The organism is Arcticibacter sp. (genome assembly GCF_045629565.1).
In the GTDB taxonomy this organism is placed as follows: domain Bacteria; phylum Bacteroidota; class Bacteroidia; order Sphingobacteriales; family Sphingobacteriaceae; genus Arcticibacter.
The window spans coordinates 1-26076 of the sequence record NZ_JAZQRL010000053.1 but is presented as its reverse complement, the minus strand read 5'-3'; the positions used below and the strand labels follow the sequence as shown (position 1 = coordinate 26076).

At 45.1% G+C, this 26076-nt stretch carries 17 protein-coding genes and 1 tRNA gene; 14 read left to right on the top strand and 4 right to left on the bottom strand.

Annotated elements, in window-relative coordinates:
• Window positions 1-31: 31 nt before the first annotated feature.
• The gene (locus ACKI5J_RS07190) at window positions 32-2266 is read left to right on the top strand and encodes a glycosyltransferase (RefSeq protein ID WP_407427987.1); all 2235 of its coding nucleotides are present in this window, start codon (window positions 32-34) and stop codon (window positions 2264-2266) included.
• Window positions 2263-3267 carry a glycosyltransferase family 4 protein gene (locus ACKI5J_RS07185; RefSeq protein WP_407427985.1) on the top strand — a complete coding sequence of 335 codons (1005 nt, stop codon included), beginning with the start codon at window positions 2263-2265 and terminating at the stop codon, window positions 3265-3267. Before ACKI5J_RS07190 ends, ACKI5J_RS07185 begins: the two co-directional genes overlap by 4 nt.
• Here ACKI5J_RS07185 and ACKI5J_RS07180 read toward each other — a convergent pair.
• Both ACKI5J_RS07180 and ACKI5J_RS07175 read right to left on the bottom strand, forming a co-directional pair.
• On the bottom strand, window positions 3246-4721 hold the full coding sequence (locus ACKI5J_RS07180; RefSeq protein WP_407427983.1) for a glycoside hydrolase family 130 protein: 1476 nt from the start codon (window positions 4719-4721) through the stop codon (window positions 3246-3248). The two genes, ACKI5J_RS07185 and ACKI5J_RS07180, sit on opposite strands and share 22 nt — an antisense overlap.
• Window positions 4722-4771: 50 nt before the next feature.
• Window positions 4772-5131, bottom strand: a complete 360-nt coding sequence (locus ACKI5J_RS07175) for a cupin domain-containing protein (RefSeq protein ID WP_407427981.1) — start codon at window positions 5129-5131, stop codon at window positions 4772-4774.
• A gap of 313 nt (window positions 5132-5444) precedes the next feature.
• Between ACKI5J_RS07175 and ACKI5J_RS07170 the strand changes: the two genes are divergently transcribed.
• The 11 genes from ACKI5J_RS07170 to ACKI5J_RS07120 all read left to right on the top strand — a co-directional run bounded on the left by ACKI5J_RS07170 (window position 5445) and on the right by ACKI5J_RS07120 (window position 22539).
• Window positions 5445-6359 carry an alpha/beta hydrolase family protein gene (locus ACKI5J_RS07170; protein ID WP_407427979.1) on the top strand — a complete coding sequence of 305 codons (915 nt, stop codon included), beginning with the start codon at window positions 5445-5447 and terminating at the stop codon, window positions 6357-6359.
• 64 nt (window positions 6360-6423) lie between these two features.
• The gene (locus ACKI5J_RS07165) at window positions 6424-10821 is read left to right on the top strand and encodes a two-component regulator propeller domain-containing protein (RefSeq protein WP_407427977.1); all 4398 of its coding nucleotides are present in this window, start codon (window positions 6424-6426) and stop codon (window positions 10819-10821) included.
• Between the two features lie 466 nt (window positions 10822-11287).
• Window positions 11288-14590: a SusC/RagA family TonB-linked outer membrane protein gene (locus ACKI5J_RS07160; RefSeq protein ID WP_407427975.1), complete on the top strand. Its 3303-nt coding sequence runs from the start codon at window positions 11288-11290 to the stop codon at window positions 14588-14590.
• Window positions 14591-14606: 16 nt separating this feature from the next.
• Window positions 14607-16643 carry a RagB/SusD family nutrient uptake outer membrane protein gene (locus ACKI5J_RS07155; RefSeq protein ID WP_407427973.1) on the top strand — a complete coding sequence of 679 codons (2037 nt, stop codon included), beginning with the start codon at window positions 14607-14609 and terminating at the stop codon, window positions 16641-16643.
• A 68-nt stretch (window positions 16644-16711) separates the two neighbouring features.
• The gene (locus ACKI5J_RS07150) at window positions 16712-16960 is read left to right on the top strand and encodes a nucleoside hydrolase-like domain-containing protein (protein WP_407427971.1); all 249 of its coding nucleotides are present in this window, start codon (window positions 16712-16714) and stop codon (window positions 16958-16960) included.
• A 370-nt stretch (window positions 16961-17330) separates the two neighbouring features.
• Window positions 17331-18776, top strand: a complete 1446-nt coding sequence (locus ACKI5J_RS07145) for a nucleoside hydrolase-like domain-containing protein (protein WP_407427969.1) — start codon at window positions 17331-17333, stop codon at window positions 18774-18776.
• Between the two features lie 29 nt (window positions 18777-18805).
• A complete protein-coding gene (locus tag ACKI5J_RS07140; protein ID WP_407427967.1) occupies window positions 18806-18955 on the top strand; it encodes a hypothetical protein in 150 nt (49 codons plus the stop codon).
• Between the two features lie 11 nt (window positions 18956-18966).
• Window positions 18967-19260: a putative collagen-binding domain-containing protein gene (locus ACKI5J_RS07135; protein WP_407427965.1), complete on the top strand. Its 294-nt coding sequence runs from the start codon at window positions 18967-18969 to the stop codon at window positions 19258-19260.
• Window positions 19261-19357: 97 nt separating this feature from the next.
• Window positions 19358-20788: a nucleoside hydrolase-like domain-containing protein gene (locus ACKI5J_RS07130; RefSeq protein ID WP_407427963.1), complete on the top strand. Its 1431-nt coding sequence runs from the start codon at window positions 19358-19360 to the stop codon at window positions 20786-20788.
• A 33-nt stretch (window positions 20789-20821) separates the two neighbouring features.
• The gene (locus ACKI5J_RS07125) at window positions 20822-22252 is read left to right on the top strand and encodes a glycoside hydrolase family 105 protein (RefSeq protein ID WP_407427961.1); all 1431 of its coding nucleotides are present in this window, start codon (window positions 20822-20824) and stop codon (window positions 22250-22252) included.
• 26 nt (window positions 22253-22278) lie between these two features.
• Entirely contained in the window at window positions 22279-22539 is a 261-nt protein-coding gene (locus ACKI5J_RS07120) for a hypothetical protein (RefSeq protein ID WP_407427959.1), read from the top strand.
• A 222-nt stretch (window positions 22540-22761) separates the two neighbouring features.
• On the opposite strand, the gene ACKI5J_RS07115 is transcribed toward ACKI5J_RS07120, so the two are convergent.
• Together ACKI5J_RS07115 and ACKI5J_RS07110 are read right to left on the bottom strand one after the other, a co-directional pair.
• Window positions 22762-23703: a hypothetical protein gene (locus tag ACKI5J_RS07115; RefSeq protein ID WP_407427957.1), complete on the bottom strand. Its 942-nt coding sequence runs from the start codon at window positions 23701-23703 to the stop codon at window positions 22762-22764.
• Window positions 23704-23830: 127 nt separating this feature from the next.
• A tRNA-OTHER gene (locus ACKI5J_RS07110) sits at window positions 23831-23927 on the bottom strand.
• Window positions 23928-24964: 1037 nt separating this feature from the next.
• Between ACKI5J_RS07110 and ACKI5J_RS07105 the strand changes: the two genes are divergently transcribed.
• The coding region (locus tag ACKI5J_RS07105; protein ID WP_407427955.1) for a hypothetical protein at window positions 24965-26076 on the top strand (1112 nt) is incomplete at its 3' end.

Sequence of the window (26076 nt, the reverse complement as noted above, 5' to 3'; positions counted from 1 at the left end):
ATGGGCTGACTTAGTGCACCTTTATGCAGATATGCATAAAAACAACTTTACCAATCAGCCTCAGGTTTTATACATTACATCGTACCCCCCAAGGGAATGCGGTATTGCTTCTTATTCTCAGGACTTAATTAAAGCCCTGGCTAATAAATACGACAATTCATTCACGTCTTCGATCTGCGCCCTGGAGTCAGACACGGAGGTTCATACGTATGGCGATGAGGTGAAATTTGTTTTGGATACCTCAGACGCGGCCTCTTATCTGCAATGCGCAGAGGCGATCAATGCATCAGCGGATATCAGGATCGTCATGATTCAGCATGAATTTGGTCTTTTCGATAGCAGGTATGATGAAGATTTTCTTCATTTTCTATCGAGTCTGAACAAGCCCGTTATCATTACCTATCATACCGTTTTGCCCCGGCCTGATGCGGTGTTTAAACGTAAGGTAGAGGAGATTTCTGCCCGTAGCAGTGCTATCATTGTGATGACGCAGCATTCAGCTGACATTCTGGTGTCAGATTATCGTATTCCTGCGGAGAAAATTTCGGTGATACCGCATGGGGTGCACCTGGTTCCACACTCCAATAAAAAGGCGTTGAAAGAGAAGTATGGTCTTTCGGGCAGAACGATTCTCTCCACCTTCGGACTGATCAGTTCGGGTAAAAGCATAGAGACGACCTTAGATGCGCTCCCGGACGTGATTAAGAATGAACCCGGTGTTTTGTTTTTAGTGATTGGCAAGACGCATCCCAACGTGGTGAAGCATGAAGGTGAACGATATCGTAACCAGCTTCTTGAAAGGGTGGAAAAGCTCGGCTTGCAGGACCATGTCCGATTTGTCAACTATTATCTGCCTCTGGAAGAGCTGTTGGAATACCTGCAGTTAACGGATATCTACTTGTTTACCTCAAGGGACCCTAACCAGGCGGTAAGCGGAACATTTTCGTACGCCATCAGCTGTGGCTGCCCAATAATATCAACGCCTATCCCTCATGCGAAAGAGGTGCTTAAAAACGATGCGGGGATCATTTTTGACTTTGGAAATTCGGATCAGTTAGCAAGTGCCGTCAATCGCCTTTTGGCCGACGAGAACCTGAGGGACACTTATAGCAATAACGGGTTGCAAAGGATTGTGTCGAGCGCGTGGCAAAACGTCTCCATTTCACACGCTAACCTTTTCAAAAAACATGATGAGGGGTTTGACTTGCGATTCCGGATACCTGAAATCAAATTAGACTTTGTAAAGCATCTGACGACGGATTTTGGTATCATTCAATTTTCAAAGATTGACGCACCGGATATTACTTCGGGATATACGCTGGATGATAACGCAAGAGCGCTGGTGGCAATGGTCATGGACTTCGCGCTATCCGGCGACAGGGACAATCTGCCGTATATATCCCTGTATCTGCATTTTATTAAGTTTTGTCAGCAGCAGGACGGAGACTTCCTGAACTATGTGGATGAGGAGAAGAATTTTACGCCTCAGAATGCGGAGACCAATCTGGAAGATTCGAATGGCAGGGCTTTATGGGCCTTGGGGATTCTTATTTCCCACCGGGATATTTTGCCGGAATCTTTTATTGATACAGCCTATGTGGTTTTTGATAAAGCGCTGCGGCAAACCACAGAAATGCACTCGACGCGGGCAATGGCTTTCTCGCTGAAAGGGCTATGTTACTATAACCGAAACAGAGAGGTTGTTGAGCACCTCGTGGTGATCGAAACGCTTGCGGCCAGATTAGCCGAAATGTATAAACATGAAGGGGAGCTATCCTGGGAGTGGTTTGAAAGCTATCTCACCTACGGGAACAGTATCTTGCCGGAATCATTGTTGTGTGCTTACGAGATAACCCATAACATCATCTACAAAGAGATTGCCCAATGTTCATTCGCATTTCTTTTGAAGCAGACATTTGATGAGACGGGTATCAAAGTAATTTCCAACCAGGAATGGTTGAAGAAGGGAGGAACCGCGGCCCGTTTTGGCGAACAACCTATAGATGTGGCTTATACCATACTGGCTCTCGACCGGTTTTATCAGGTGTTTAAAGATGAGGCGTATCTGGATAAAATGAATACGGCTTTTGACTGGTTTCTGGGAAGGAACCATTTGAAGCAGATTATCTACAATCCCTGCACGGGAGGCTGCTACGACGGACTCGAAGAGCATCAGATTAACCTGAACCAGGGAGCGGAATCTACGGTCAGTTATCTGATGGCCCGGCTAACCGTCGAGAAGTATCGTGTGGAGGCTACCGTATGAGGATCGCTATACTATCAGCTATTGCGTGGAGAACACCTCCGCGCAACTACGGTCCGTGGGAGCAGGTAGCGTCCAATATCGCAGAAGGGCTCGTTTCTACAGGTCATGATGTGACGCTATTCGCAACCGGGGATTCTGAGACAGGAGGGAAACTCGATGCCGTTATTCCGGGGGGATATGCAGAAAACCCCGGCGTTGATGCGAAAGTCGCCGAATGCCTGCATATCAGTAACCTGATGGAGCGGGCAGGGGATTTTGATCTGATTCATAATCACTTTGATTTCCTGCCTTTGACTTATTCCAGGTTGTGCGGTGCCCCGATGGTAACTACCATTCACGGGTTTTCGTCGGAAAGGATTATTCCTGTCTACAAGAAATACAATGAATCAACGCATTATGTATCGATAAGTGATTCAGACCGGCATCCGGATCTGGATTATCTGGCAACGGTATACAATGGCTTGAAGCTCGCTGATTTCACATTTAATCCGCTCCCTCAGGATTACCTGTTGTTTTTCGGGAGAATACATCCCGATAAGGGCACTGCTGAAGCGATTGAAATTGCCTTAAAAAGCAATAAGCGTCTCCTGATAGCGGGCCTGGTTCAGGATGAGCGTTATTACGACGAGCGCGTGAAGCCTTTACTGAACGAACAGATCGTGTATGTGGGAAATGCAGATGCGGAAAAGCGGCAGGAGCTGTTGGGTAACGCGCTTGCTCTGCTGCACCCGATCCGGTTTAATGAACCTTTTGGCCTGAGTGTTGCGGAAGCGATGCTCTGCGGTACTCCTGTAATCGCTTTCAACAGAGGCTCAATGCCTGAATTGATCAGGGACGGCGAAACGGGCTTCCTGGTGGGCGGGGTAGAGGATGCTGTGGAAGCGGTTCAAATGCTCCCGGGAATTGATCGTAAGTCATGCAACTTATGGGCTTCTTCTCAATTTTCCCAGGAGAAAATGGTGGATGATTATCTAGCGTGCTATGAGTCAGTACTCGGTTGATTTTTCAAACGGTTCAGCAGGGCTTCCAGATTGACGCTGGCAAAAGATGAACAATAATCGGATAAGCCATAAGGAATGATCAACTCACCATTATTGATTATCGAGCCGCAGGAGTAAACCACATTAGGCACGTAGCCGACACGCTCCTCGGGGTTGGCGATCAGCAAGGGTTGGTCAAGACGACCGATTTCGATAGAGGGGTCTTCCAGATCAAGCAGGCTGGCTCCCAGGCAGTAGCGTCTCATCGGCCCGACTGCATGGGTAATCACAAGCCAGCCGTCCTCGGTCTCGATTGGCGACCCGCAATTGCCGATTTGAATAAACTCCCAGCTGTATTTAGGGCTCTGCAGCTTAACCGGATTTTCCCAGATATTGATCTTGTCGGAGTACATAATGTAGTTATTCTGTCCGTCAATTCGTGAAAGCATAGCGTATTTACCATTGATTTTCCTGGGGAAAAGCGCCAGGTTTTTGTTCTGGGCACCGGCTCCGAACAGGGGACCGACATTGAACTCGTAAAAATCTTTAGTTGTTAAAAGCTTCGGCATGATCAGGAGGCCGTCATACGCCGTATAGGTGGCGCAGTACAGAATGGAACCGTCGTCTTCAACGAACTTTACGAAACGTGCATCTTCGATGCCTTTTCGTTCGAATTCTGAGATCGGGAATATGACGCGATCTGATATATCGGTGTCTGTTGAAAATGTGATTCGATGGTAAGAGTCGGATAGCCATAATACCCTTTCCAGGGCAGAGTCTTTGAGGGGATCGGGCTCGTTTTGCTGGGATTCAAGGATGATCCTTCTGAGGGAAGCATAGTCAAAGGAATCGGCGAGTTTGGCGTCCAGTTCGGCGACGACCACGTTGCTGATCCGGGATATCAGTGCCTTTTGCAGAAAGAGCTCTTTGTTGTAGGTTGCATTCTGGACAATTTCTGCTTCATCAATATAATCACCGGAAGGAATGACATGGATGTCGTTGTTCTTGTCGATCAATGCACGTCTGAACACGATAGAGGAGATATGACCTTCGCCCACGGCCCTGAAACTGATGATCAGCCGGCGCTCGCCGTCTTCCAGGTCGGTTTGGTCGGGGTCTTCGACTACAGAGGGGTTAAAAAAAGCGGCCGACTCGATAGAGTATTCATGAGTGAAGTAAGCGCCCATAAGCAGCCTGGTGAAGTGGGGGACTTTTGATTCATCCACTTGCAGGGCTTTAAGCAGGAATTTTACTTTGTCATAATTCTTGAGTAAGAGCTTGGTGACGCTCCTGTGGCGTTTGGAAAACTCCTGAAGCAGGGGTGAGAGAATGGCGAAGACTTCTTCGTCTGTTAACTCAAGTACTTTGCTGAGGACTTCTTTACCGCGTTCTTCTCCGTTGTAGAAAAATCTGGCGATGACGCGTTTAGGATCTGGATATACTTTTACTGGCTTTCTTTCTATAGCTAATCTCATTGGGTATATTAAAGTGTATACAGGGATGTCCCTGTAAGATAGTGGTTATATTATTCGTATCCGCTTTTGATAACGGTCAGGATCATTTTAAATCGCTCGTTTGATCTGATGTAATTGGGAAGGTGCGCGGGGAGGATAATTCCGCATCCTGTGGCCAGGTTGGTTGAAGTGGAGTCTATCACAATTTCCGCTTTTCCTTCTATTACCTGCACGAAGCTGTCGAAAGGAGAGGTCTTCTCCAGGAGGCTTTCGCCTTCATCAAACGACATCAGGCTTATATTTCCGGAGGCTCTTTTTATGATCGTTTTGATCACTATGGCGTTTGGAATATAGTCTATAGTATCGACCATCACGTGGGATCTTGATTTTGGCAGGTCTGAACCATCGTAATCTTTGTTATTCTTGTCCATCTGCACCAGTTTCGTGTTAGTTGATATTATCCGATGAATAGTTTGCATCGAAGTGTTTCTTATCTATCAAATGTACCCGAACCGCGAGTTTCGTCATTACATGATACAGATGATTAGTTGCATAATTCACATGTTGTGTTAGGGGGCGGAATGCTGCCTTCTTTAAGTCGGGGTCTCCCGGAAATGTGATATGATAAAAAAATGACCGCGGAGAGGGGATCCATGCAATTTTTTGCAGACTTTTGGGTGACGTTCATTTGATGACCGGAGAATCTGACCAAGCAATTACCTAATTAAAAACAAACCAATTAATATGACAAAGAGAATTTCAATCTTATCCTTACTTTGCTTCTCCATGCTCAGTATTTTCAAACCGGTTCATGCCCAGCAAGATGGGGGACCCGTTCAAGCTGTTTCGAGGGTAGTGGAAGACGGAGGTACCGGTCCGCACAGCGCCATTATGCTGACAGAACGGACGCTGCCCGGTCATACGGTTTTTCGGCCGAAGGACCTGGGCGTATTTGGGAAGAGCAGTAAACTTCCGATCATTGCATGGGGCAACGGAGCCTGCGCGAATTCGCCGTGGGAGCACGTGAACTTCTTATCAGAGGTTTCCTCTTACGGCTTCCTTGTAGTGGCTATCGGCCCGATGCCGCAGGAAGGAGATAAGAGAAAAGAAAAATCAACTTCTTCTCAGCTGACCGATGCGATTAACTGGGCGATTGCGCAGAACAGGGATAAAAAGAGTCCGTATTACGACAAGATTGATGTGAAGAATATTGCGGTTAGTGGTATGTCATGCGGCGGTTTGCAGACGCTCGAAGTGGCTTCTGATCCGCGTGTGACCACGGTGGTCGTTTGCAACAGCGGCATATTCAAGACGCCGGGAAACGGCATCAGCAATATGCCGAACCTTACGAAAGAAAGCCTGAAGAAAATCCATTCACCTACCTTGTATATGCTGGGAGGTGAAAAGGACATTGCCTATGCAAATGGAATGGATGATTATCATCAGATCAATCATGTACCTGTTTTTATGGCCAATATGGATGTAGGGCATGGCGGAACCTACAGTCAGCCGCATGGTGGTGAATTTGCGAAGGTTGCGACGGCCTGGTATAAGTGGCAACTGAAAGGGGACAGCGAGGCAGGAAAAATGTTTACAGGTGAGCCTGCCGGACTTGCGAAGAATCCGAACTGGAAGGTTGAGAAAAAGAACATGCTTTAGTGAAAAAAGCTGCTTAATGATGACCCTGTTGCATAACGTCTGTCGCATATGTGTTTCCGCCCATATGAAAAAACTGTATTGGAAGCGGAGTAAATGCTTTTACCTGGCCGTTGGCCTGCTCGTCTTTATGACACGCAGTTCCCTTCAGCTGACCGCACAGGTGAACAGCCGGATTGAACATTATTCTACGGAGAATGGCCTGTCGCATGACGCAGTAACAGACATTATGAAGGACAGGGAGGGCTTTATGTGGTTTGGGACCTGGAACGGCCTTAATCGTTTCGACGGTCACGAGTTTGTCTCCTACGCCCCGGTCCCGGGGGATAAGTCGTCGCTGAAGACCCCAAGGATTTACCGCATTTTTGAAGATTTATCGAATCATTTATGGCTGACAGGATATGATGAGCAGATATACAGGTTTGATAAAGGGACACACCACTTTCTGAATTTCTCAGATATCGTCAATAAGCGTGTGAGGCGTGAGATTTTATTCAGCGGCGTCTATGTTACCAGGCAAGGTTCCGTATGGGTCTTAACTAAACGTGACGGACTATTTCATATTCCGGATCCAAAAGAACCGGAACATTTCCGTTGGTATAGAAAAGGCGCTTCTTCTGAATGGAACCTTTTATCTGATCATATTGCCTTCTTTCATGAAGATACGGGGGGAAGAATTTGGGTAGGGACAGACGCTGGATTAATATGTCTTGAAAAGCGAAACGGAACCTATAGACGGGCTTCGTCGCCGTCTGATACACTGGATTCCTTCAGGTTTACGGTGTTTCATGAATCGAAAGAGTTTATGGTGTTTGGGACATCAGATGGTACGGTCGTGATCTACGACAAGCGGTCGGCGAAGTTACACACGAGAAAATTGACTTCCGGAAGTATAGACGGTCTCGTCATGGGCAGGCGGACCGGCAAAATTCATGCTTCTACATCCAAAGGTGAGCTTTTTTCATTTGATGTAGCTAAGGGCCAGGCGGCGAAGATGGATCTGGGTGAACGATTATTTTCTATTTATGAAGACAGGAGTGGGGTTTTATGGATTGAACCTGAATTTCCGGGAGTAATCAGGTTTGATCCGGTCCGGAAAACTGTGCGCCGCTTTTCTCAGACCATAGACACGAATATGCAGGGTAAGAATTATTATCAGGTATTCGAAGACATCAACGGAATCGTGTGGGTAAATATGAAAGGGGGCGGATTTGGTTATTATAATCACACAGAGGGCGAAATTCAATATTTCCATAACGAACCCGGCTCAGGGGACCGCATGTTCTCCAACGTGGTATATGACTTGTTTTATGATAAGGCAGGAGTGCTATGGTTGAATACAGATGACCGAGGAGTTCATAAAGTCGTGTTTCAAGCTTCGCAGTTTGCACGGAAACTACTCGTTGCTCCTGCACGCTTTAACTCCGACAATGACGTTCGGGCGGTGTTTTCAGACAGAAAGAACCGGATGTGGTTCGGAGTAAAAAGCAGTAAACTTTATGTGCTTCAAGATGGCAGGAAACTCAAGAATGTTTTTGTGAACGAACCTGAGGGCGGCCTGGGAGATGTTTATACGATTATGGGCGACCGGCAAGGAAATATATGGCTGGGAACAAAAGGGAAAGGTTTGTATAAAGCCGCTCCCATCAATGCTGATGAATCACAATACAAGTTGACATCCTACCAGCCTGACAAGACCGGTAAAAGTAGTATGAGTGGCAAAGAAATTTATTCCGTATTTGAAGATAGGAGAGGTCGAATTTGGGTTGGTACTTTTGATAAAGGCCTACACCTTCTTGTTCAGAAGAATCATTCGGCAGAATTTGTTTGCCTGGAGAAGCTGTTGAAGGTGGTTTATCCCAGAAAATCTTTCCGGCGCGTGAGGTATGTGACAGAAGATTCGATGGGTAATATCTGGGTGGGGACAGCGGCCGGCTTAATCGTCTTTAATATCGAGCATCCCGGCAGGATCAAGATGTATAGCAAGATCTCCGGAGATTTGGCGAGCCTGGGGGCGAATGACATTCAGTACATTCTGAGGGATTCGAAGGACCGGATGTGGATATGCAGTTCAGGGGGCGGTTTGTCTCTGGCTGTTGGAAAACAACCTGTTGAGACTCTGAAATTTAAAAATTATACAACCAAACAGGGCCTCGCCAGTAACTTTTTATTAAGCTGTGTGGAGGATGATGGGGGAGACCTATGGTTGTCTACTCAGAGCGGTCTGAGTAAGTTGGACACCAAAAAAGGAATTGTCAGGAATTTCGACTCGCAGGATGGTTTGCCCAAGTCGATTTTTTCGGAGTCTTCGTGTGCGAAGCAGAAAAATGGAAACCTGGTTTTCGGGACTACAAAAGGATACATAGTTTTCAATCCGCAGCGTCTCCATTTTAACAAAGATACGTCTAATGTAGTTTTTACGCGTCTTCAGGTGAACAGTCAGGAAGTACTTCCGGAAGTAGAGGGCAGTATTATCCGGGCCGATATCAATTCTTTGCCGGAAGTAGTTCTTAATCATGATCAGAATATATTTAGTATTGACTATGCCACATTAGATTATCGGTCAAACAACAAGCAGGTATATCGGTATCGTCTGCAAGAATTTGATAAAATCTGGCGTACGAATGGTAGTGATCAACGGCGTATCACGTACACCAACTTGGCTCCCGGGAATTACAAGCTCGAGCTAGAACTGCTCAATCCGGAGCTTTATTCGAATAATCTGGCGAAATCACTTCACATTACGATTCTGCCTCCGCCCTGGCGTACGTGGTGGGCTTATTCGCTGTATGCCTTACTCTTCGTTGTTGGTGCCGGACTTGTCCGCAGGGTGGCGTTAACCATGATCCGCTTACAAAATAAGGTGACGGTGGAGAAGAAGCTGGCGGAATTAAAAGTTAACTTCTTTACAAACATCTCCCATGAGTTGAGGACGCCGTTAACGCTTATTCTGAACCCCATTGAGGAGGTTTTCCGGGACGAGACCTTATCTCCCGTGAATAGACGTTATGTTGAGATAGCCCGGAGAAATGCCGCCCGGATGGCCCGTGTTATCAATCAACTGCTGGATCTGAGAAAGGTTCAGAGTGGTAAGGCCGTTTTGAGGGTGGCGCGGGTTGAAGTAATTTCCTTTGTGAAAAAAATTGGTAAATATTTTGATGAAGAGTGCAGGCAAAAGCAGATATCCCTGAGTGTCAAGTCCAATTGTTCAGAACTGTTTTGTCTTCTAGATGCGGAGAAGCTGGATACGGTGCTTTACAACTTGCTCGCCAACGCGTTGAAATTCACGCCTGCAGGTAAGAGTATAGAGATCAGCATCTGCAGCGATGGCCGGGAGAAACTTATCATAGAAGTTAAAGATGAAGGACCGGGGGTACAAGAGGAAAAGTTGAAAGACATTTTTGAGCTATACTATGAAGCGCACTTACCGGAAGGCAGGGCAGTTAAAGGAACAGGAATCGGTCTGGCTTTGTGCAAAGATCTCGTGGAGGTTCAGGGCGGGAAGATTTCGGCTTTCAACAACCCGGTTGCAGGTCTTACGGTCAGCGTAGAATTGAAAGTGAGTGAAAGTGGTTTGGGAGAAAAGCGAGTGGAGTACCTGAATCAGCCTTATTCGCCTTCAGGGGAAAGCGAAGCGGCTCCGGGTTGGTTGGGTAAAATTGGACAGAAAGGTCTTGAAAAGCCAGCAGATGACTATCCGATGTTATTGGTAGTGGAAGATAACGCCGATCTGAGAGCTTTTTTAGTGAACGAATTGCGGGATTGCTACCGGATTGAAGAGGCCATTGACGGGGAGGAGGGTTTGAAAAAAGCCCAGGAACTGCTGCCGGACCTGATTATTTCAGATGTTATGATGCCTAAGGTTGACGGAATTCAGATGCTTGGCCAGCTGAAGCAAGATATCAATACAAGTCACATCCCGGTTATCATGCTGTCTGCAAAAGCATCCATTGAAAGTCAGATAGAGGGCTTGAGATATGGGGCGGACTGTTATATACCGAAGCCCTTCCATAAGGACTTTCTCATGGCTTCGATAGCGAATTTGCTGACGCAGAGAAAGGTTCTTTTTGAAAGGCTGATTCAGCAGCGTGCAGTGTTGCAACTAAGTCCCGGCGAGATCATCATCACTTCCAGCGATGAAGCGTTTTTGAAAAAAGTCATCAGCATAGTGGAAGAACACATGGCTGATGCAGATTTTAATATTGATACTGTTGCTGAAAGTATCGGGATGGGCAGAACTTCTTTTTATCGTAAATTTAAGAGCCTGACCGATCTTGCCCCGGTCGAGTTTGTGAGGAATATGCGCTTACAGCGCGGCAAGCAGATGATGGATGCAGGTGAGAGCAATGTATCCACTGTGGCCTATACTGTCGGTTTTAGTAATCCTAAATACTTTACAAAATGCTTTAGGGAGAAATATCAGGTAACTCCAACAGCTTATCTTAAGTCGCTGATTGCCAATTAAACCAGATAGTCCTGGGGCTGCATTTTTGACCTTTGCACAAATATTATCCCTTTTCGACTAAAAATTCGCCCTCTTATAATTTCTCCCGACCTAGATTTGAGCTTTACAGCGGGGAATAAATGAGAGCATACTTCAGATACGGCATCATAGCACTAAATTTTTTAGGGCTTGCCTTTACTACCGGACCGGGAAAGATGAGGGTCTTTCTGTGTTTGCAGGATCAGGTTCAGTATTCTAACCAATAATCAATTTACTTAATAGCGCGGGGTCTCTTTAAAGGTCTCAAAGGAACCTGAGATTAATCACCGGGGCAAATAACCTATATCTAAATCCAATTATGTTACAACAGTTAATTTCATTACTAACACCCCCAAGGGGGAGGGTCCCTTAGTATTTCTTTATCGATTTATGGCTTGCTGCTAATTCAAGGATAGCAAGCTTCTAACCATTAAAATCTTAATTGTATATGAAAAATCTTCTACTTTTTATGTGTCTGCTTGGTGCTTCTGTACAACAAGTATCCTCCCAGGGCCGGCAAGTTACCGGCAAAGTTACTGATCGGAACGGGGAAACCCTCATCGGCGTGAGTGTACTGGTGAAGGGCGCCAGCACGGGCACCAGTACCGATGTGAACGGCAATTTTAAAATTACTGTTCCTTCTAATAACGCAGTACTCGTGATTAAATACATTGGGTATACCACCAGAGAGGTTCCTACCGCTGGTCAAAATACCTTAAACATTATTCTGCAAGAGGAGGCGACCTCGCTGAATGAAGTAGTGGTTATCGGTTATGGCACCGTAAAAAGGCGCGATCTGACGGGTTCCGTTGCTTCGGTTAGCGGAGATGAAATTGCCGCGACCCCCGTTCCAAACGCAGCCCAGGCTATGCAGGGAAAGATGCCCGGGGTGAAAATTACGGCGCAAGACGGCCGGCCGGGTGCAGATATCGCTATTCGGGTTCGTGGCGGAGGTTCTATATCTCAAAGTAACCAGCCTCTTATCCTTATCGATGGTATCCCGGGAAATCTGGCCGATATTTCCGGAGATCAAATTGAAAGTATCGACGTACTGAAGGATGCATCCTCTACGGCAATTTATGGAGCCAGAGGAGCTAACGGTGTGGTTCTGGTAACTACAAAAAGTGCCAAGTCTGGTAAAACGACGGTGGCGTATAGTGGTTATGCGAAAATCAACACGCCAACAAAGTACCTGGAATCACTAGCTCCCTATGATTATTTGAGATATGTATGGGCCAACGCCGCGGCAAATGGCGTGGCTTACCAAACGCCTTTCGAGAAATATTATGGGCTTGGAGCTAATGCCGGTGCAAATACCGGAGGTATTGAAAGTTATCGCCATTTAGCTTCTGATGATATCCAACGACAGGTATATAATGAGTCCGTTTCCTGGAACCATGCCCTGACCCTGACTTCCGGGACTGATAAAACAAAGGTCCTGTTTTCTGCAAATTATACCGACGATCAGGGAATGAAGGTCAATTCTTATTACAAACGTGCGAACGCCGCATTTAAGCTTACTCAAAAGATATTTGAGAATTTGACATTTGACTTGAATACCCGATATACGCGTACCCCGACACTGGGGGATGAAGGGGTGACCAGTGGTGCCGGATCTTTACTTTCGACATCTTATCGTTTTCGCCCGATTGCCACTGAGCACATCCTGGGAGACCTTGATGCCGTCAGAACAGGTAATATTGAGCAGTATGGAAAGAACTCGATGTGGGATAACTATAGTCCTGTAGTCCGTATCGGCGACTATCACCCGTACAACAAAAATCAAAATGCCGTGGCCATTACTTCATTAAACTGGGGTATTATCAAAGGCTTGACTTACCACACGGATTTTAGCTTGAATACAGCGTGGAACGAGCGAAAATACTGGTCAGGGGCTGTCTACAATAATTATATTGAAGACGCGACAGGCACCGTACTGCATGCCGGGGCGGCAGATTACCGGAAATCGGATAGCTGGAGTCTGCGTTGGACCAACACATTGAATTATGAGTTCAAGATCAATGAATCTCACAAATTAAACCTGTTGGCGGGGCAGGAAGTAGCCAATTCGGGAGGAACTAGCCTGGGTGTACAAGCTAACCGTTTTCCGGCAAACTTCGACAGGGAGACCGCTTTCGCTCAGATCAACCAGTATGACACCTCTGTCGGTTCGGCTTTATTTTCCTCCAATGTTTCTTTTCCAAGCCGCATGCAGTCCTATTTCGGACGTGCAAATTATTCTTTGCTAGACCGTTATTTGCTCACCTTAACATTTCGTGCCGACGGTTCTTCCACCTTCGGGCCTAATAACAAATGGGGTTATTTCCCGGCAGTGGCTTTTGCCTGGAGAGTTTCCGATGAGCTTTTCATGAAGAATCTCCAATGGTTAGACAATTTAAAGGTACGCGCATCTTACGGTGAGGCAGGAAATGACCGGATAGACCCTAGCTTGTTTATTCAAAACTGGGGGTCTGTTACGGATCAAAGAAACCAGTATGCGATCAACAACATTCGTCAAGCCGCGTATCAGGTGGGTACAAGTCAGGCAAATCCAGATCTGAAGTGGGAGACGACGATCACCCGTAATATCGGAACTGATTTTGGGTTTCTTAAAAACAGGCTCTCCGGTACCATTGATTTATATTGGAATTCCACTAAAGACCTGTTAACTCAGGTGCCGATTCCTGCTATCACGGGCTATCCTTTCAGTACAAAGAATATCGGACAGACCAGTAATAAAGGAATCGAACTATCTCTTAGCGCGTCTATCCTTCGAAGCGATAGCTGGAGAGTAAGCGCTGGCGGTAATATCAATTTTAACAAGAGCAATATCGATAAGCTCGCCCCCAATATAACCGGGTTGTATGGTACAAACTGGAATAGCGCCGGTACTTACCCTGTTTCGGATTATGTGCTGTTAGAAGGCCGGCCAGTTGGTCTGGTTCGCGGACTGACATACGAAGGTTTCTATACTCCTGAAGATTTCACCTATAACAATGGCGTCTATACGCTTAATCAGGGTGTAGCAGATCTGGGTAATTTTATGGGAATTGTGCACGGTCTCAGTTCAGCCAACCGGCCGGCCGGTCAGACTGCGTATCCAGGACTGCCCAAGTTTAAGGACTTCGATAACAACGGAAAAATTGATGACAAGGACCTTGCTGTTATAGGTGAGATGCAGCCGTTGCATACCGGGGGATTTAATTTCGATGTCGGCTACAAAAATTTCGATCTCGGCGTAAACTTCAATTGGAGTTATGGCAATGACGTCTATAATGTGACTAAGCTGGCCACTTTGTACGGCCCGAAAGAGGCGGGTGTTTATGAAAACAAACTTGCTATCATGAACGATGCTTATAAAATTTATGATGTAGTAAACGGACAGCTGGTGCGGCTGAATACACCGGAGCAGTTAAACGCTGCTAACGTTAATGCGCGCTTGCCGTTAGCATATAGCGAAGGTGGCCCCACCTCGTCGATAGGAATTGAGGATGGTTCATTCTTGCGACTGAATACACTGACATTGGGTTACCGGGTGCCCAAATCACTGCTATCAAAAGTTAAAGTGAGTAATTTATATGTATACGGCAGTGTTTATAATCTGCTTACCCTTACCGGCTATAGCGGACTTGATCCTGAAGTAAGCGCGAATGAAGGTTTCAATAATCAACAATACCCCACTTTAGGCCTGGATTACGGTTCCTATCCTCGTGCGAGGTCTTTTGTTTTCGGTATAAACGTTAATTTCTAACAGTAGAAGTAAAATTATGAAAAGCTTAAAATATATACTCGCATTGGCAGTGTGTATCGTCTTTACCCAGTGTAAGGATGATTTTCTGGATGCCAGGAGCCCATCAAGTGTAGATGATGAGTTTGTAACCACAACGCCCGCGGAAACGTTTAAAATACTTTCCTGGGGCTACGCGAATTACCGCCAAAGTAGTGTCATGGGGATTTACAGATGGAACGATCCGATAGGATCAGATGCTGAGACTTACCCCGAAGATAATTCAAGTAATAATCTGAACGCCATCCTGCGGCCAGACCTTATACCTATTGACGCTGTTGCGGGTGGATTTAACTCACTTTATGCTACCATCAGAGCGGTGAGCAAAGCCGCTTCACTTATCGCCGAGAAACCTGCCTATAAAGAGGACGTAGCGGCCGGCAGGACTTCTGACTGGACTCAGTTATATGGGGAAGCGCTCAGCATGAGAGCATTTTGTTATCTGGAACTGGTGAAGCATTTCGGAGATGTACCATATGGCTATGAAAATACAACGGCTGAAGATTATTCACTAACGTCGCGCTTCGTGATTTATGACAGCCTGATTGAGAGTCTGAAACAAGCGGAACCCCTGATGTACCGACTTGGGGAGGGCGGCATTACCGCTGAAAGGCTTTCCAGAACCTTTTGCAATGCCTTGATCGGTCAGTTAGCTCTTCATGCGGGAGGCTATCAAACTATCCGTACTGACCTACCAGATCTGTATGGAAGTGTGACATTTACCAGAAAAGGCAGTGAGGCCAACAATTGTGTATACGCCCGTCGTGCAGACTATTTAACGTATTATGAGACTGCCAAGACGTATTTACAGAAAGCAATAGACAACAGAGGGTCAAGCGGGCTCATTACAGCAGATCCGAGGTCTGTTGCTAATAATCCGTTTCAACGTCATTTTCAATATTTCCATGATCTGCAGGTAAGTCCTGAGTCAATTTTCGAGCTTGGGAATATACAAGGCGGCCAAACACTGACAACGAGCGAGTATTCCTACGCTTTCGGCAGACCGTCAGACGGGGGTAGTAGTAACGCAGCTCCTACTAAAGTATTTGGAGCTCTGCGAATTGTTCCTCTCGTTTATTATGGAGAATACAGTAACGATGATAAACGCAGAGATGTGAGTGTTGCTGTTACGGGAAGTAAAGGGGACGGTAATGAAATGATGCTGTCTTTCGTTCCCGGGAACAAAAATACCGGTGGAATATCAACAAATAAGTGGGATGATAACCGTATGAACCCTCCCTTCGTTGCATCCCAGAGAAATTCCGGTATGAACTGGCCAATTTTAAGAATGGCAGACGTTATTTTGATGTTAGCTGAAGCAAAGGCAGAGCTGGGCGAAAGCGATGCGATGACGTTGGTTAATCAAATCAGGGAAAGGGCGTTCGGTAGTGCGAATTACAATTTAGGAACACTATCAGGACAGGATTTGAAAGATGCAGTCATGCAGGAGCGTAAACTTGAATTGCTAGGGGAGGGCACACGCCGTTGGGACATGATACGTTCTGGCAAGCTTTCTGAAAGGGCGATCGCGGTTCAACAGGAAATGAAGACGATGATCAACAATATCAGGAATCAGGGTTATCACCGTTTCTCCAATGGCAACGAAATACCGGCTTATATCTGGACAAAGATGGCCAATCTGCCAAACCCCTTAACGTACGATGCGGATATAACGAACCCCGCTCTCTATCCGGGATGGAGAGGCCAATATAATTACAGTTCACTTGCATCTGTAGGTAGTAAAGTAGTGGGAACGAACCACAATGTAGCTATCCGGGGTTTATTCCGTTATATCGCGCCAGAAAGTCCTGAAGCTCTCGCATTGCAAAGCGAAGGATATGTTAAAACCAACTGGGGAATTGATATCGTTAATTATGAGGCTGCATATTTGCGTAATATCCTTTCGGGGGTAAGCTCCGCCGGAGAGCCTCCAAGATACTACTGGCCTATTCCTTCTGAAACTATTCTTCAGTCGAAAGGGAAGGTAACCAATGGATATGGCTTGGCTCAGCCATAGAACAAGAGTGTAAGTATTAACGAACCTCGCCGTGGTTTACCGGCGAGGTTCGTTTTATTTTGAGCCGTATGAGTGAAGAGATAAAGGCTTCGCTTTGCCTTTCCTTGCTTCCCAATTTGATCAAACACGACAAAAGTTATCCCAAACCTCAATACCTTCGGGAACGAACGGTGCTTGGGAATGTAAAAACAGAGGGAGAGATGGACGAGGTAACAGCCGGTTCGCAGCTTATAGTCAAAGTTTTACTAGATGAAAATCACAGACGCCCGGTATGGCTTCAGGCATGGGGAGGAACCATGCCATTTCCCGGGCTTTGAAGACTATCGAGCAACAATATCCAGGACGTATGGAAAAAGTTGTAGCGTACAAGCTATTTAGAAGTTGGTAGGAGATAACATAATTTGGAAAGCCTTCGTGCCCAAGTAGAGCAAAGCGGATTTCGTTGATTTAGGAAGATAGATTGGCGGAAAGATTTAAGCAGGATAACCAAAAAATAAACCTTTTTAATCAAAATTTAACCCCTTCATTTGATAGATAAATACAAATTTGTATACGAGCTGGTATACAGTAACCAATAGCCAACATTTAGTGTTAAAGCCCGGGCAATATGGAGGGTGCGTGTACAGATGCTGAATGGCGCTTTTCTTTCATAAACAACTCGATCTTAAAAAGTAATTAAGCAGACCAATGAGAAAAACTTTTATCACACTCTTTACTCTCTGTCTTTTTTGTAGCGCTTTTGCACAAAAACTTCTGGATAAAACCCGGGTAATTATAACCAGCGACGGAGAGATTGATGATGAGTGTTCCATTGTGCGTTTTTTACTTTACGCCAATGAATGGGACATTGAAGGCATCATTACCTCCAGTTCACAGTACCACTGGCAGGGACACAGGTGGGCAGGCGACCACTGGCTAAACCCCTATCTTGATGCTTATCAAAAGATTTATCCCAACTTAATTAAACACGATAAGGGGTATCCGACACCTCAATATCTCCGCGAACGTGCAGTATTGGGAAATGTCAAAGCTCAGGGAGAGATGGATGAAATTACTCCGGGCTCTCAATTGATAGTAAAGGCATTGCTGGATAAGCGCGACACCCGTCCTGTCTGGCTTCAGGCCTGGGGCGGAACCAACACCATTGCCCGGGCGCTCAAGACCATTGAGCGGGAACACCCTGAACGTATGATCGAAGTAGCCGGAAAGATGCGTTTTTTCTTCATTTGGGAACAAGACTCCACCTATCAATCCTATATTCGCCCTCACTGGGGCAAATATAATGTCGAAACCATTATTTCGGACCAGTTCTGGGCAGTTGCTTACCAGTGGAATAAAATATTGCCTGAAGACAAGCAAGCCTATCTCAAGGCCGACTGGATGAAAGCAAATATCCTTGAAAATCATGGTCCGTTATGTTCGCTCTATAAGGCGCACGTACCCGGAAGTCACGGCCTGGCGGGCGATACGAATTTTCAAGAGGGAGATTTCAGGTCGGAAGGCGATTCGCCGGCTTTTATGCATTTTATTAATACCGGTTTGCGAAGCACTGAATCGCCTTCATTTGGAGGCTGGGCAGGCCGCTACGTGAAGGTGCGTGAGAATACCTGGCTGGATCCTGTTCCCGAACCGGGTTACCAGTATCCTGAGGGAAGATGGTTTACCGGAACGGGCTGGGGACGAAAATATATGCGGGAGACCTACCCAAAAAATCAGGAGCTAATGAATAAGTACTTTGACCCCATTGTACGCTGGTCGGATGATTTTCAGAATGATTTCGCCGCACGGGCCGACTGGTGTGTCAAAGCCTATAAAGAGGCCAATCATCCTCCTGTTGTGAAGTTGACTAATGCGCTTGATATAACTGCAAAGCCTGGTAGCAAAATTCAACTTAGCGCTAAAGGGACCACAGATCCGGACGGCGATAAGTTGAACTATAACTGGTGGCAGTATAAGGACGCGGGTACTTATAAAGGAGCGGTCATTATTCAAAATGCCGGCCAGCAGGCTGCATGGTTTACACTGCCTGGCGATGTCGCAAAAGGCGAAACCATTCACGTTATCTGCGAGGTAAAAGATAATGGGTCGCCGCAACTAACAAGATATCAGCGGGTAATAGTGACCGTGCAATAATAATAGAACTAGTATTTAAATATATTCGAATGAAAAAAGTCTCTTTTGCTATTTTAATCTTGTTTACCGGAATAAGCAGCTTTGCCCAGCAGCTGGCATTTCCTGGCGCTGAAGGGTATGGGAAATATTCTGTAGGCGGCAGAGGTGGAAAAGTTTACGAAGTAACCTGGCAACGGTAGGAAAGCAATTTTTGGCCTCCCACAAATGGTATGAATGGCATCCTAACGGGGATGTGATATTAGGTGCGGGCCAGGGCGAAAGTTTGAAAACGGCAGTTACCACAAAGTCTGGCGATATGGCCCTGGTATATTTTTCTGATAATTCGGATGGCAGGGTTAAAAATGTACTGAACAAAGACGCTAAAGCATATTGGTTTTATCCCAGAAATGGGAAGAAAGAGGAAGTTCCGTCTTTCAAGGAAAATGAACTAAAAACGTTAATGCCTCCACTGAATTGGGAAGATGCCATATTGGTCCTTCACTAAAAGAGTATAATAAATATGAAGGACAGAAACACCATACCAACGGATGGTTATACTAGGCTTGAAAGATACATTAATGATTATTACATAGGGAGAAGATATGAATAAGCTTTTTACCTTTTTTTTGATATTCCTCTTCGTCAGCAGCACGTTTGCCCAACGCCAGGAAACTAAGATACGAGTAATCGTCACATCTGATGGGGAGATCGATGACGAGTGTTCCATGGTGCGCTGCCTGCTATATGCTAACGAATGGGATATCGAAGGAATAGTAACTTCCAGCTCACAGTATCACTGGCAAGGCCACAAGTGGGCCGGAGACGACTGGATGAACCCCTATCTGGAGGCTTACGAAAAAGTTTATCCCAACCTGATCAAACACGACAAAGGCTATCCCAAGCCTCAGTACCTTCGTGAGCGAACCGTACTTGGGAACATTAAAGCAGAGGGTGAAATGGACGAGGTAACAGCAGGGTCGCAGCTTATCGTAAAAGAGTTACTCGACAAAAGCGACCCTCGCCCGGTTTGGCTGCAAGCCTGGGGCGGCACCAACACCATCGCCCGGGCACTGAAAACCATTGAGCAGAATCACCCGGAACGGATGGAGGAAGTTGCTGGTAAAGTGCGGCTTTTTTTAATCTGGGAGCAGGATTCAACCTATCAGTCTTACATCCGCCCGCATTGGGGTAAATACAATATTCTAACCGTCAACTCTGATCAATTTGAAGCTATTGCCTATCGCTGGAAGAATACTCAGCCGAAAGAAATGCATCGTTACTTTGAAGGCGCCTGGATGAAGGAAAATATTCTGAACGACCACGGACCTTTATGCTCGTTGTATAAGGCGCACGGCAAGGAAGACAAGGATTTCAATGAAGGAGATTTCCGTTCGGAAGGAGATTCTCCGGCGTTTATGCATACCATAGAAACGGGCCTTAGGAACCTCGAGAATCCTCACTGGGGAGGATGGGGTGGACGTTATATCAAGGTCAGGGAGAACACCTGGATGGATCCTGTGCCTGAAAAAGGATATGTGTACCCCGAAGGGCGCTGGTACGGCAGTAATGGATGGGGCAGATTGAGTTCAAAAAGAGGTGCCACGGCGGAAACGGACAGTAATCATAATGCTTATTTTAAACCTATTTGGCGTTGGTCTGAGGCTTTTCAAAACGACTTTGCGGCGAGAGCAGACTGGTGTGTAAAATTATTTGAGGAGGCTAACCACGCACCGGTAGTAAAAGTGCAAGGGGCTTTGGGCAGGAAAGCAGCGTCCAAGGACAAAATTAAATTAAATGCCAAAGGAACAAAAGACCCTGATGATGATCGGCTGAGCTACCGTTGGTGGCAATATGTTGAAGCAGGTAGCTATAAGGGATCAATCCGTATTTCGAATGCGAGTAACAAAAAGGCTTCCTTTATCGTTCCGTCAGATATTAAAAAAGGCGAGACGCTTCATATTATCTGTGAGGTAAGAGATAATGGCAGTCCTCAATTGACCAGGTATCAACGCTTGGTGCTTACTGCTGAATAACAAGCTTTAAACAAATATATGTTGACAAAAATTATGAGACCTTTAATTTATACTTCTTTTTCTTTTGACAGGAAAAAATATCCCGTTACAACTAAGAGCAGACAGAAATCACTTGTCAGTTTTTTACTAGCTATTTTTCTTTCTGCCAGTCTGTTCGCACAGGAAACTGGTCCTGGTCGCGTACCCAATTACCCTGTTCCGTATGAATTTCCTACTACCGACAACATTAAAGGAGTACTTAAGCGAGTACGCGCCTATTATGAGGAGACAAGTCCGCAAACGATTGTCAATTCCAAAACCGGAGAAAGAATAACTAATTTTACTTCTTACAACCCTGCGGCACTCCCTTCCGATGGCTTCTCCAGTGAATGGTCGTACACTCACGGTGTCGTATTGTCTGCTTTCGACTATATTTCAAAAGTCACAGGCGATGAAAGCTACGCCGCTCTCAATACCAGGTTTTATAATTATGTAGTAGATAACCTGCCCTATTTTGAAAAGGGGGCTACCGTAAAACCGGGCGAAAAGAAAGGTAACTGGGGGCGTATTCTTCATTTTGAGGCTCTCGACGATTGCGGCTCCATAGGTGCTGCGATGATTAAAACCTATTTAAGCAATAGAAATAACAAATATCTTCCTATCATTAATAGGGTAGATGAGCATGTGTCCAAAAATCAGTTTCGTTTAGCCGATGGAACTTTGGCTCGTAATCGTCCTCAATACCAGTCAGTGTGGGCTGATGATATGTATATGAGCGTACCGTTCCTTGCCAATATGGGAGCGCTCACCGGAGACAGAAAGTATTTTGACGACGCTGCGAGGCAGGTGCTGCAAATGGGCGACAGATTGTATGTTCCGGAGAAGGAATTATTCGATCATGGCTGGAACCTCACTTCTGCTGATTACGATCCTCGTTTCTACTGGGGACGTGCTAACGGTTGGTGTTTAATGGCGATGGCAGAGCTCTTGAGTGTAATGCCTAAAGATCATCAAAGCCGGGATAAGATCCTTCACTTATACCGGTCGATGGTGAGAAGCCTCGCTAATCTTCAAGACGGCACCGGCCTCTGGCACAACCTGCTCGACAAATCCGATACTTATCTGGAGACTTCGTGCACGGCGATGTTTACTTATGCGATAGCAAAGGGCATTAATGAAGGATGGATCAGTCATGTTTATGGTCCTGTAGCTTTGACTGGCTGGAACGCTATCAACACAAAGGTTCTTCCCAATGGCGCTGTTGACGGCACATGCGAAGGTACTACTTTCGCTCACGACAACACTTATTATTATCACAGAGGGAAGAGTACGGAGGCTACCCATGGATATGGACCTGTGCTTTATGCAGGGGCAGAGATGATCCGGTTGTTGCAGAATGAGAGGTTCGAAATTTTGAAAGCAAAGCCTGATGCGGTTAACAGCACCTACCATTTCCTGCTGAAAAGTGAATGGCCGAAAAAGTGATGGTGTGGCCTGCATGGCCCCGAAATATGAACCATCAAGAACTGGTTGAAGGAACAAAACTTGTAATCAGCCGACGAATAGAGATTCACAGGAAGGATAACAGAGGTGTAATGGCTTGCTGTATGATGGATTCAGGGTTCTGTGCTCCGGCATTTGGCGAGATGGAGATCGCCGACATATCCAAAAATGGGCAGGAAATGTGTGTAAGAAAAAAACGGGCACTCACAAATAATTTGCGCGTGCCCGTTTTAGTGACCTGGGAGAGGCTCGAACTCTCGACCCACTGATTAAGAGTCAAAGACTTCGAATATTTTTACTTGAAAAAAACGGCGTTTCTGATTTACTGGGAGGCTAATTTAGGTATAATCTTTAATAATGCAAATATCGTTGTGACGTATTTGTGACGCTTTTATTTTGATATTTTCTTTATTTATATAGGATAATTGTGGTTCAAGAGGTCGTGGGGATCACCGGGTGTGGTCAGTCGGTTATTTTGATAAGCTTGTCCGTCAGCTTTCCATTTCACATCGGTTTGAATAACAGGTGTCTTGCAGATCGATCTCGTAGTAAAAAGGTGTAGCTACCTCACAGCTCGGACATTTGAAAACCTTGCATCTTTCGCCGCAGTTTAGGCAAAGACCATTCATGACATTTTCGTTGATCGCAATGTTATTATGATCAAATATTACACTTTTAGGGGTCTTGCACGCGGGACATTTTACATATTCACCCGCATTTACGAATTGCAGGTTACAACAATAGCAAATCTCGTTATCAACACTATAGGTCTTTTCATTGCACTCGATACAATGATATACAAATTGGGAGTGTTGTTCCGCCACCTTCTTCATTTCGTACACATAAGGTTCAAACTTGATCAACGTCAGGTAATCGTTTTTATCTAAACACTCCTGATAAAAGTCGGAGGGCGATTCAATGTCAAGGCTTATCTCAGCTAGGACAGGTATGACGACGTGAACTAAAACATAAACCAGATCATATCGAAGGTCGAACAGGTCACCTTGCACCAACCGTAAATGAAAATGTACTGCCTGGTTGCGATAGCGTTGGAAGTCATTAATGTATTCCAATCGCTCCTCATCAAACAACTGGTCATCGGCAACAATCATCCTTTTGAGTTCCTCAAAAGTCTTTGTTTGAAGTGTTCCGTCCTCAAATTCTTCCAGTAATTCCTCGATAGTTTGCTTCTTATGTTTATCCCTCAAAATGCTGGTGAGCGATTTGGTCTTAATAAGGTAGGCCTTGAAGCCAAGTTCGACAGCCATTTGAATAAAAATACAGGCGATAACGGCTTGCTCCCTTTCAAGGTGGTCGCCAGAACTGGTGATAAGTTCTTTGATCGCTCTTCTTAAAAACATCACCGCGTTGGTATAGATATTATCATATACAAGTTTGGTTTCCATATCCATTTTTACGCTTTTTCTATTCATATAGTCATGCTTGGCTGAACAAAATAAGAGGACTAATACGCAACCTACCTGCGCAACGAACCCTCTTTTAAGATATTTGAAAAATGATTTGAGATTGTAAGCTAAGCAATTGCAGTATACGCGATTGTGGTGAAGAAGGGCATCGAACCTTTACTTCTCCCTTGGAATGAGTAATGACCAATCGCATTCCAAGGGGAGCGCTCTACCAATTAAGCTACATCACCAGTAAATGGAAAATCAACAATTTCGTCATCTGAAAGCTGTACTCCAAACTGCATTTTTACATATCCGATGAATTTTGCTTTGGATTTTGCCTGCCCCCAACGCTTAAGTTCTGAATTTCTCTCTGTGGCAAATTCATGATGGAGATACTTGACGATCTTTAACCGTGTGATCCTGTCACAGATCAGCGCATCTATTTTGCGTTTGGTCTTTCAGCAGAAATAGAACGTAACCTGATATCTCAACGTACAAAAGAAGCTCTAGCACGCAGGAAAGCAGAGGGGCAGATCCTTGGTCGACCTAAAGGTAGTAAGTCACAAATGCGAAAGTTGAGTGGTAAAGAAGACGATATTAAATCGCTGATGGATAAGAAAATATCTTACAGTGCTATAGGCAGAATTTTGGGAGTTCATCGTTTAACGGTTTCTTCATTCATTAAAGACAAAATTTAATCTCATCCAACAAGACTTATTCGTTTTGTTGGGAATTGGTGGAATCAGAGCTTACTAGTTTCGAGAGCAAGCCTTTCGCGTCGATACAGTCGACCATGCCGACGGCGCGGCTATAATTTTGGGCAGGATAGAGACCGGATATCAGTTACTGGTCTCTATTCTCGTTATTTGTAGACGGTTTTGCAGGATAGTCAACCTTGACAACAGAAAGTACTTAACCGATGATGTGCTCCCTATTCTTCGAAATAGTCACTATCAATTATCTTTATTTCAAAGGTTTGGATAGTAGTGCCTGGTGGAATCAAATAGATGATTTGTATGTGGCACCAGGTGTTTGAGCAGAAGTAAGAAATTCTAAAGAAAAAGAAGAAGATTCTTAAAAGGTGTAAGTTTTGTAAAATTTCTATAGACAAATTACATACTTTAGGCTGTTGATATTTACGAGCTTGAGGAAAATCAAACCTAAATCGCGATTAAAGTAGAGCTTTTTATAAGTAATGAGGTATTCTTTACCTCTTGTAATTTATTACCAATCGACACCAATTGAAGATAAACCTTATTTAAGCTCTATTCGGTCTAATCATATAATGACGAAAATTATCCTGTTTTTTCTCTCTCTGAGTTTGCTAAGCTGCTCGCGAGATTCTGCCAATTATAGTGTTGATGATCTACCTAAAGAAGGCATAGTATTAACAAGTTGGCGTCTGGTTGGCCCTTTCCGGACTGACCCAGAAGAAAACGGGTTAGAAACTGATTTTCTGAAAGAAATAGGAAGCAGTGAAGAATCGATAGGATTCGGCGATCTGCAGAATATTAAGGCAAATGACACATCAGGGACTTATGAAAGCAAAACGGTGGATACTTTAAATGAATTGAACCTTGACTTCAATAAGATTTTCAACCTCAAGGAAGATATGTCAATGAAAAGAACTGTGTACGCTGGATGCACCATCCAATCTTCCGAGGAACAAATACTCAAACTGAATTTCGCAAGTGATGACGGTGCGAAGATTTGGTTAAACAACAAGCTGATTTTTTCACGAGACCTCCCTTCTGATATCCATGCGTATGTAAATTATATCGACCTGCCCTTGTCGAAAGGAGAAAATTTTTTATTGATAAAAGTTAATAATGTGGAGAGGAAGTGGGCTATGTTTGCCGCCATTGAAAAGGAGTCAAAAGAAGGCATTGTCCGCCACTCTAGGAATTTTGAACTGCAATATGGCAATTACTTCTTGTCCAAAAATATCATCGAAAACGATACAGTAAAACTGACATGGGGAATGCCTGATGGAGACTATAGATTAGAAATAGAGGGAGCAGAAGATACCTCATTCAATCTTAAGATAAATCAAAGCATCAATATCAGTAACCTTCCGGATGAGGGATTCTATAGTACCAGACTTTATGCCAGGGGAGATATGTTTAGCAGTCGGTTTTACAAATCGAAGGATATTAACAAAGCTTTTACTCAACTTATAGGAGTGGTTTCAGCAGTTCGGGATGGAGCAAATGGCGATACTTTTAAAGGCCTTCTCCATCGGTATCAATTGCTAATGAAGCCGGAAAATCTTCCAGCACCGGGCTATCAGAAGCGAGATTGGGATAAAAAAATGCTGTTCATCCTGGAGAACCTGCTTGTTCAGCGAAATATTTTGAAGGGAAACTCGGAAAGTAGGTATGCAACAGGGTGCTTGTT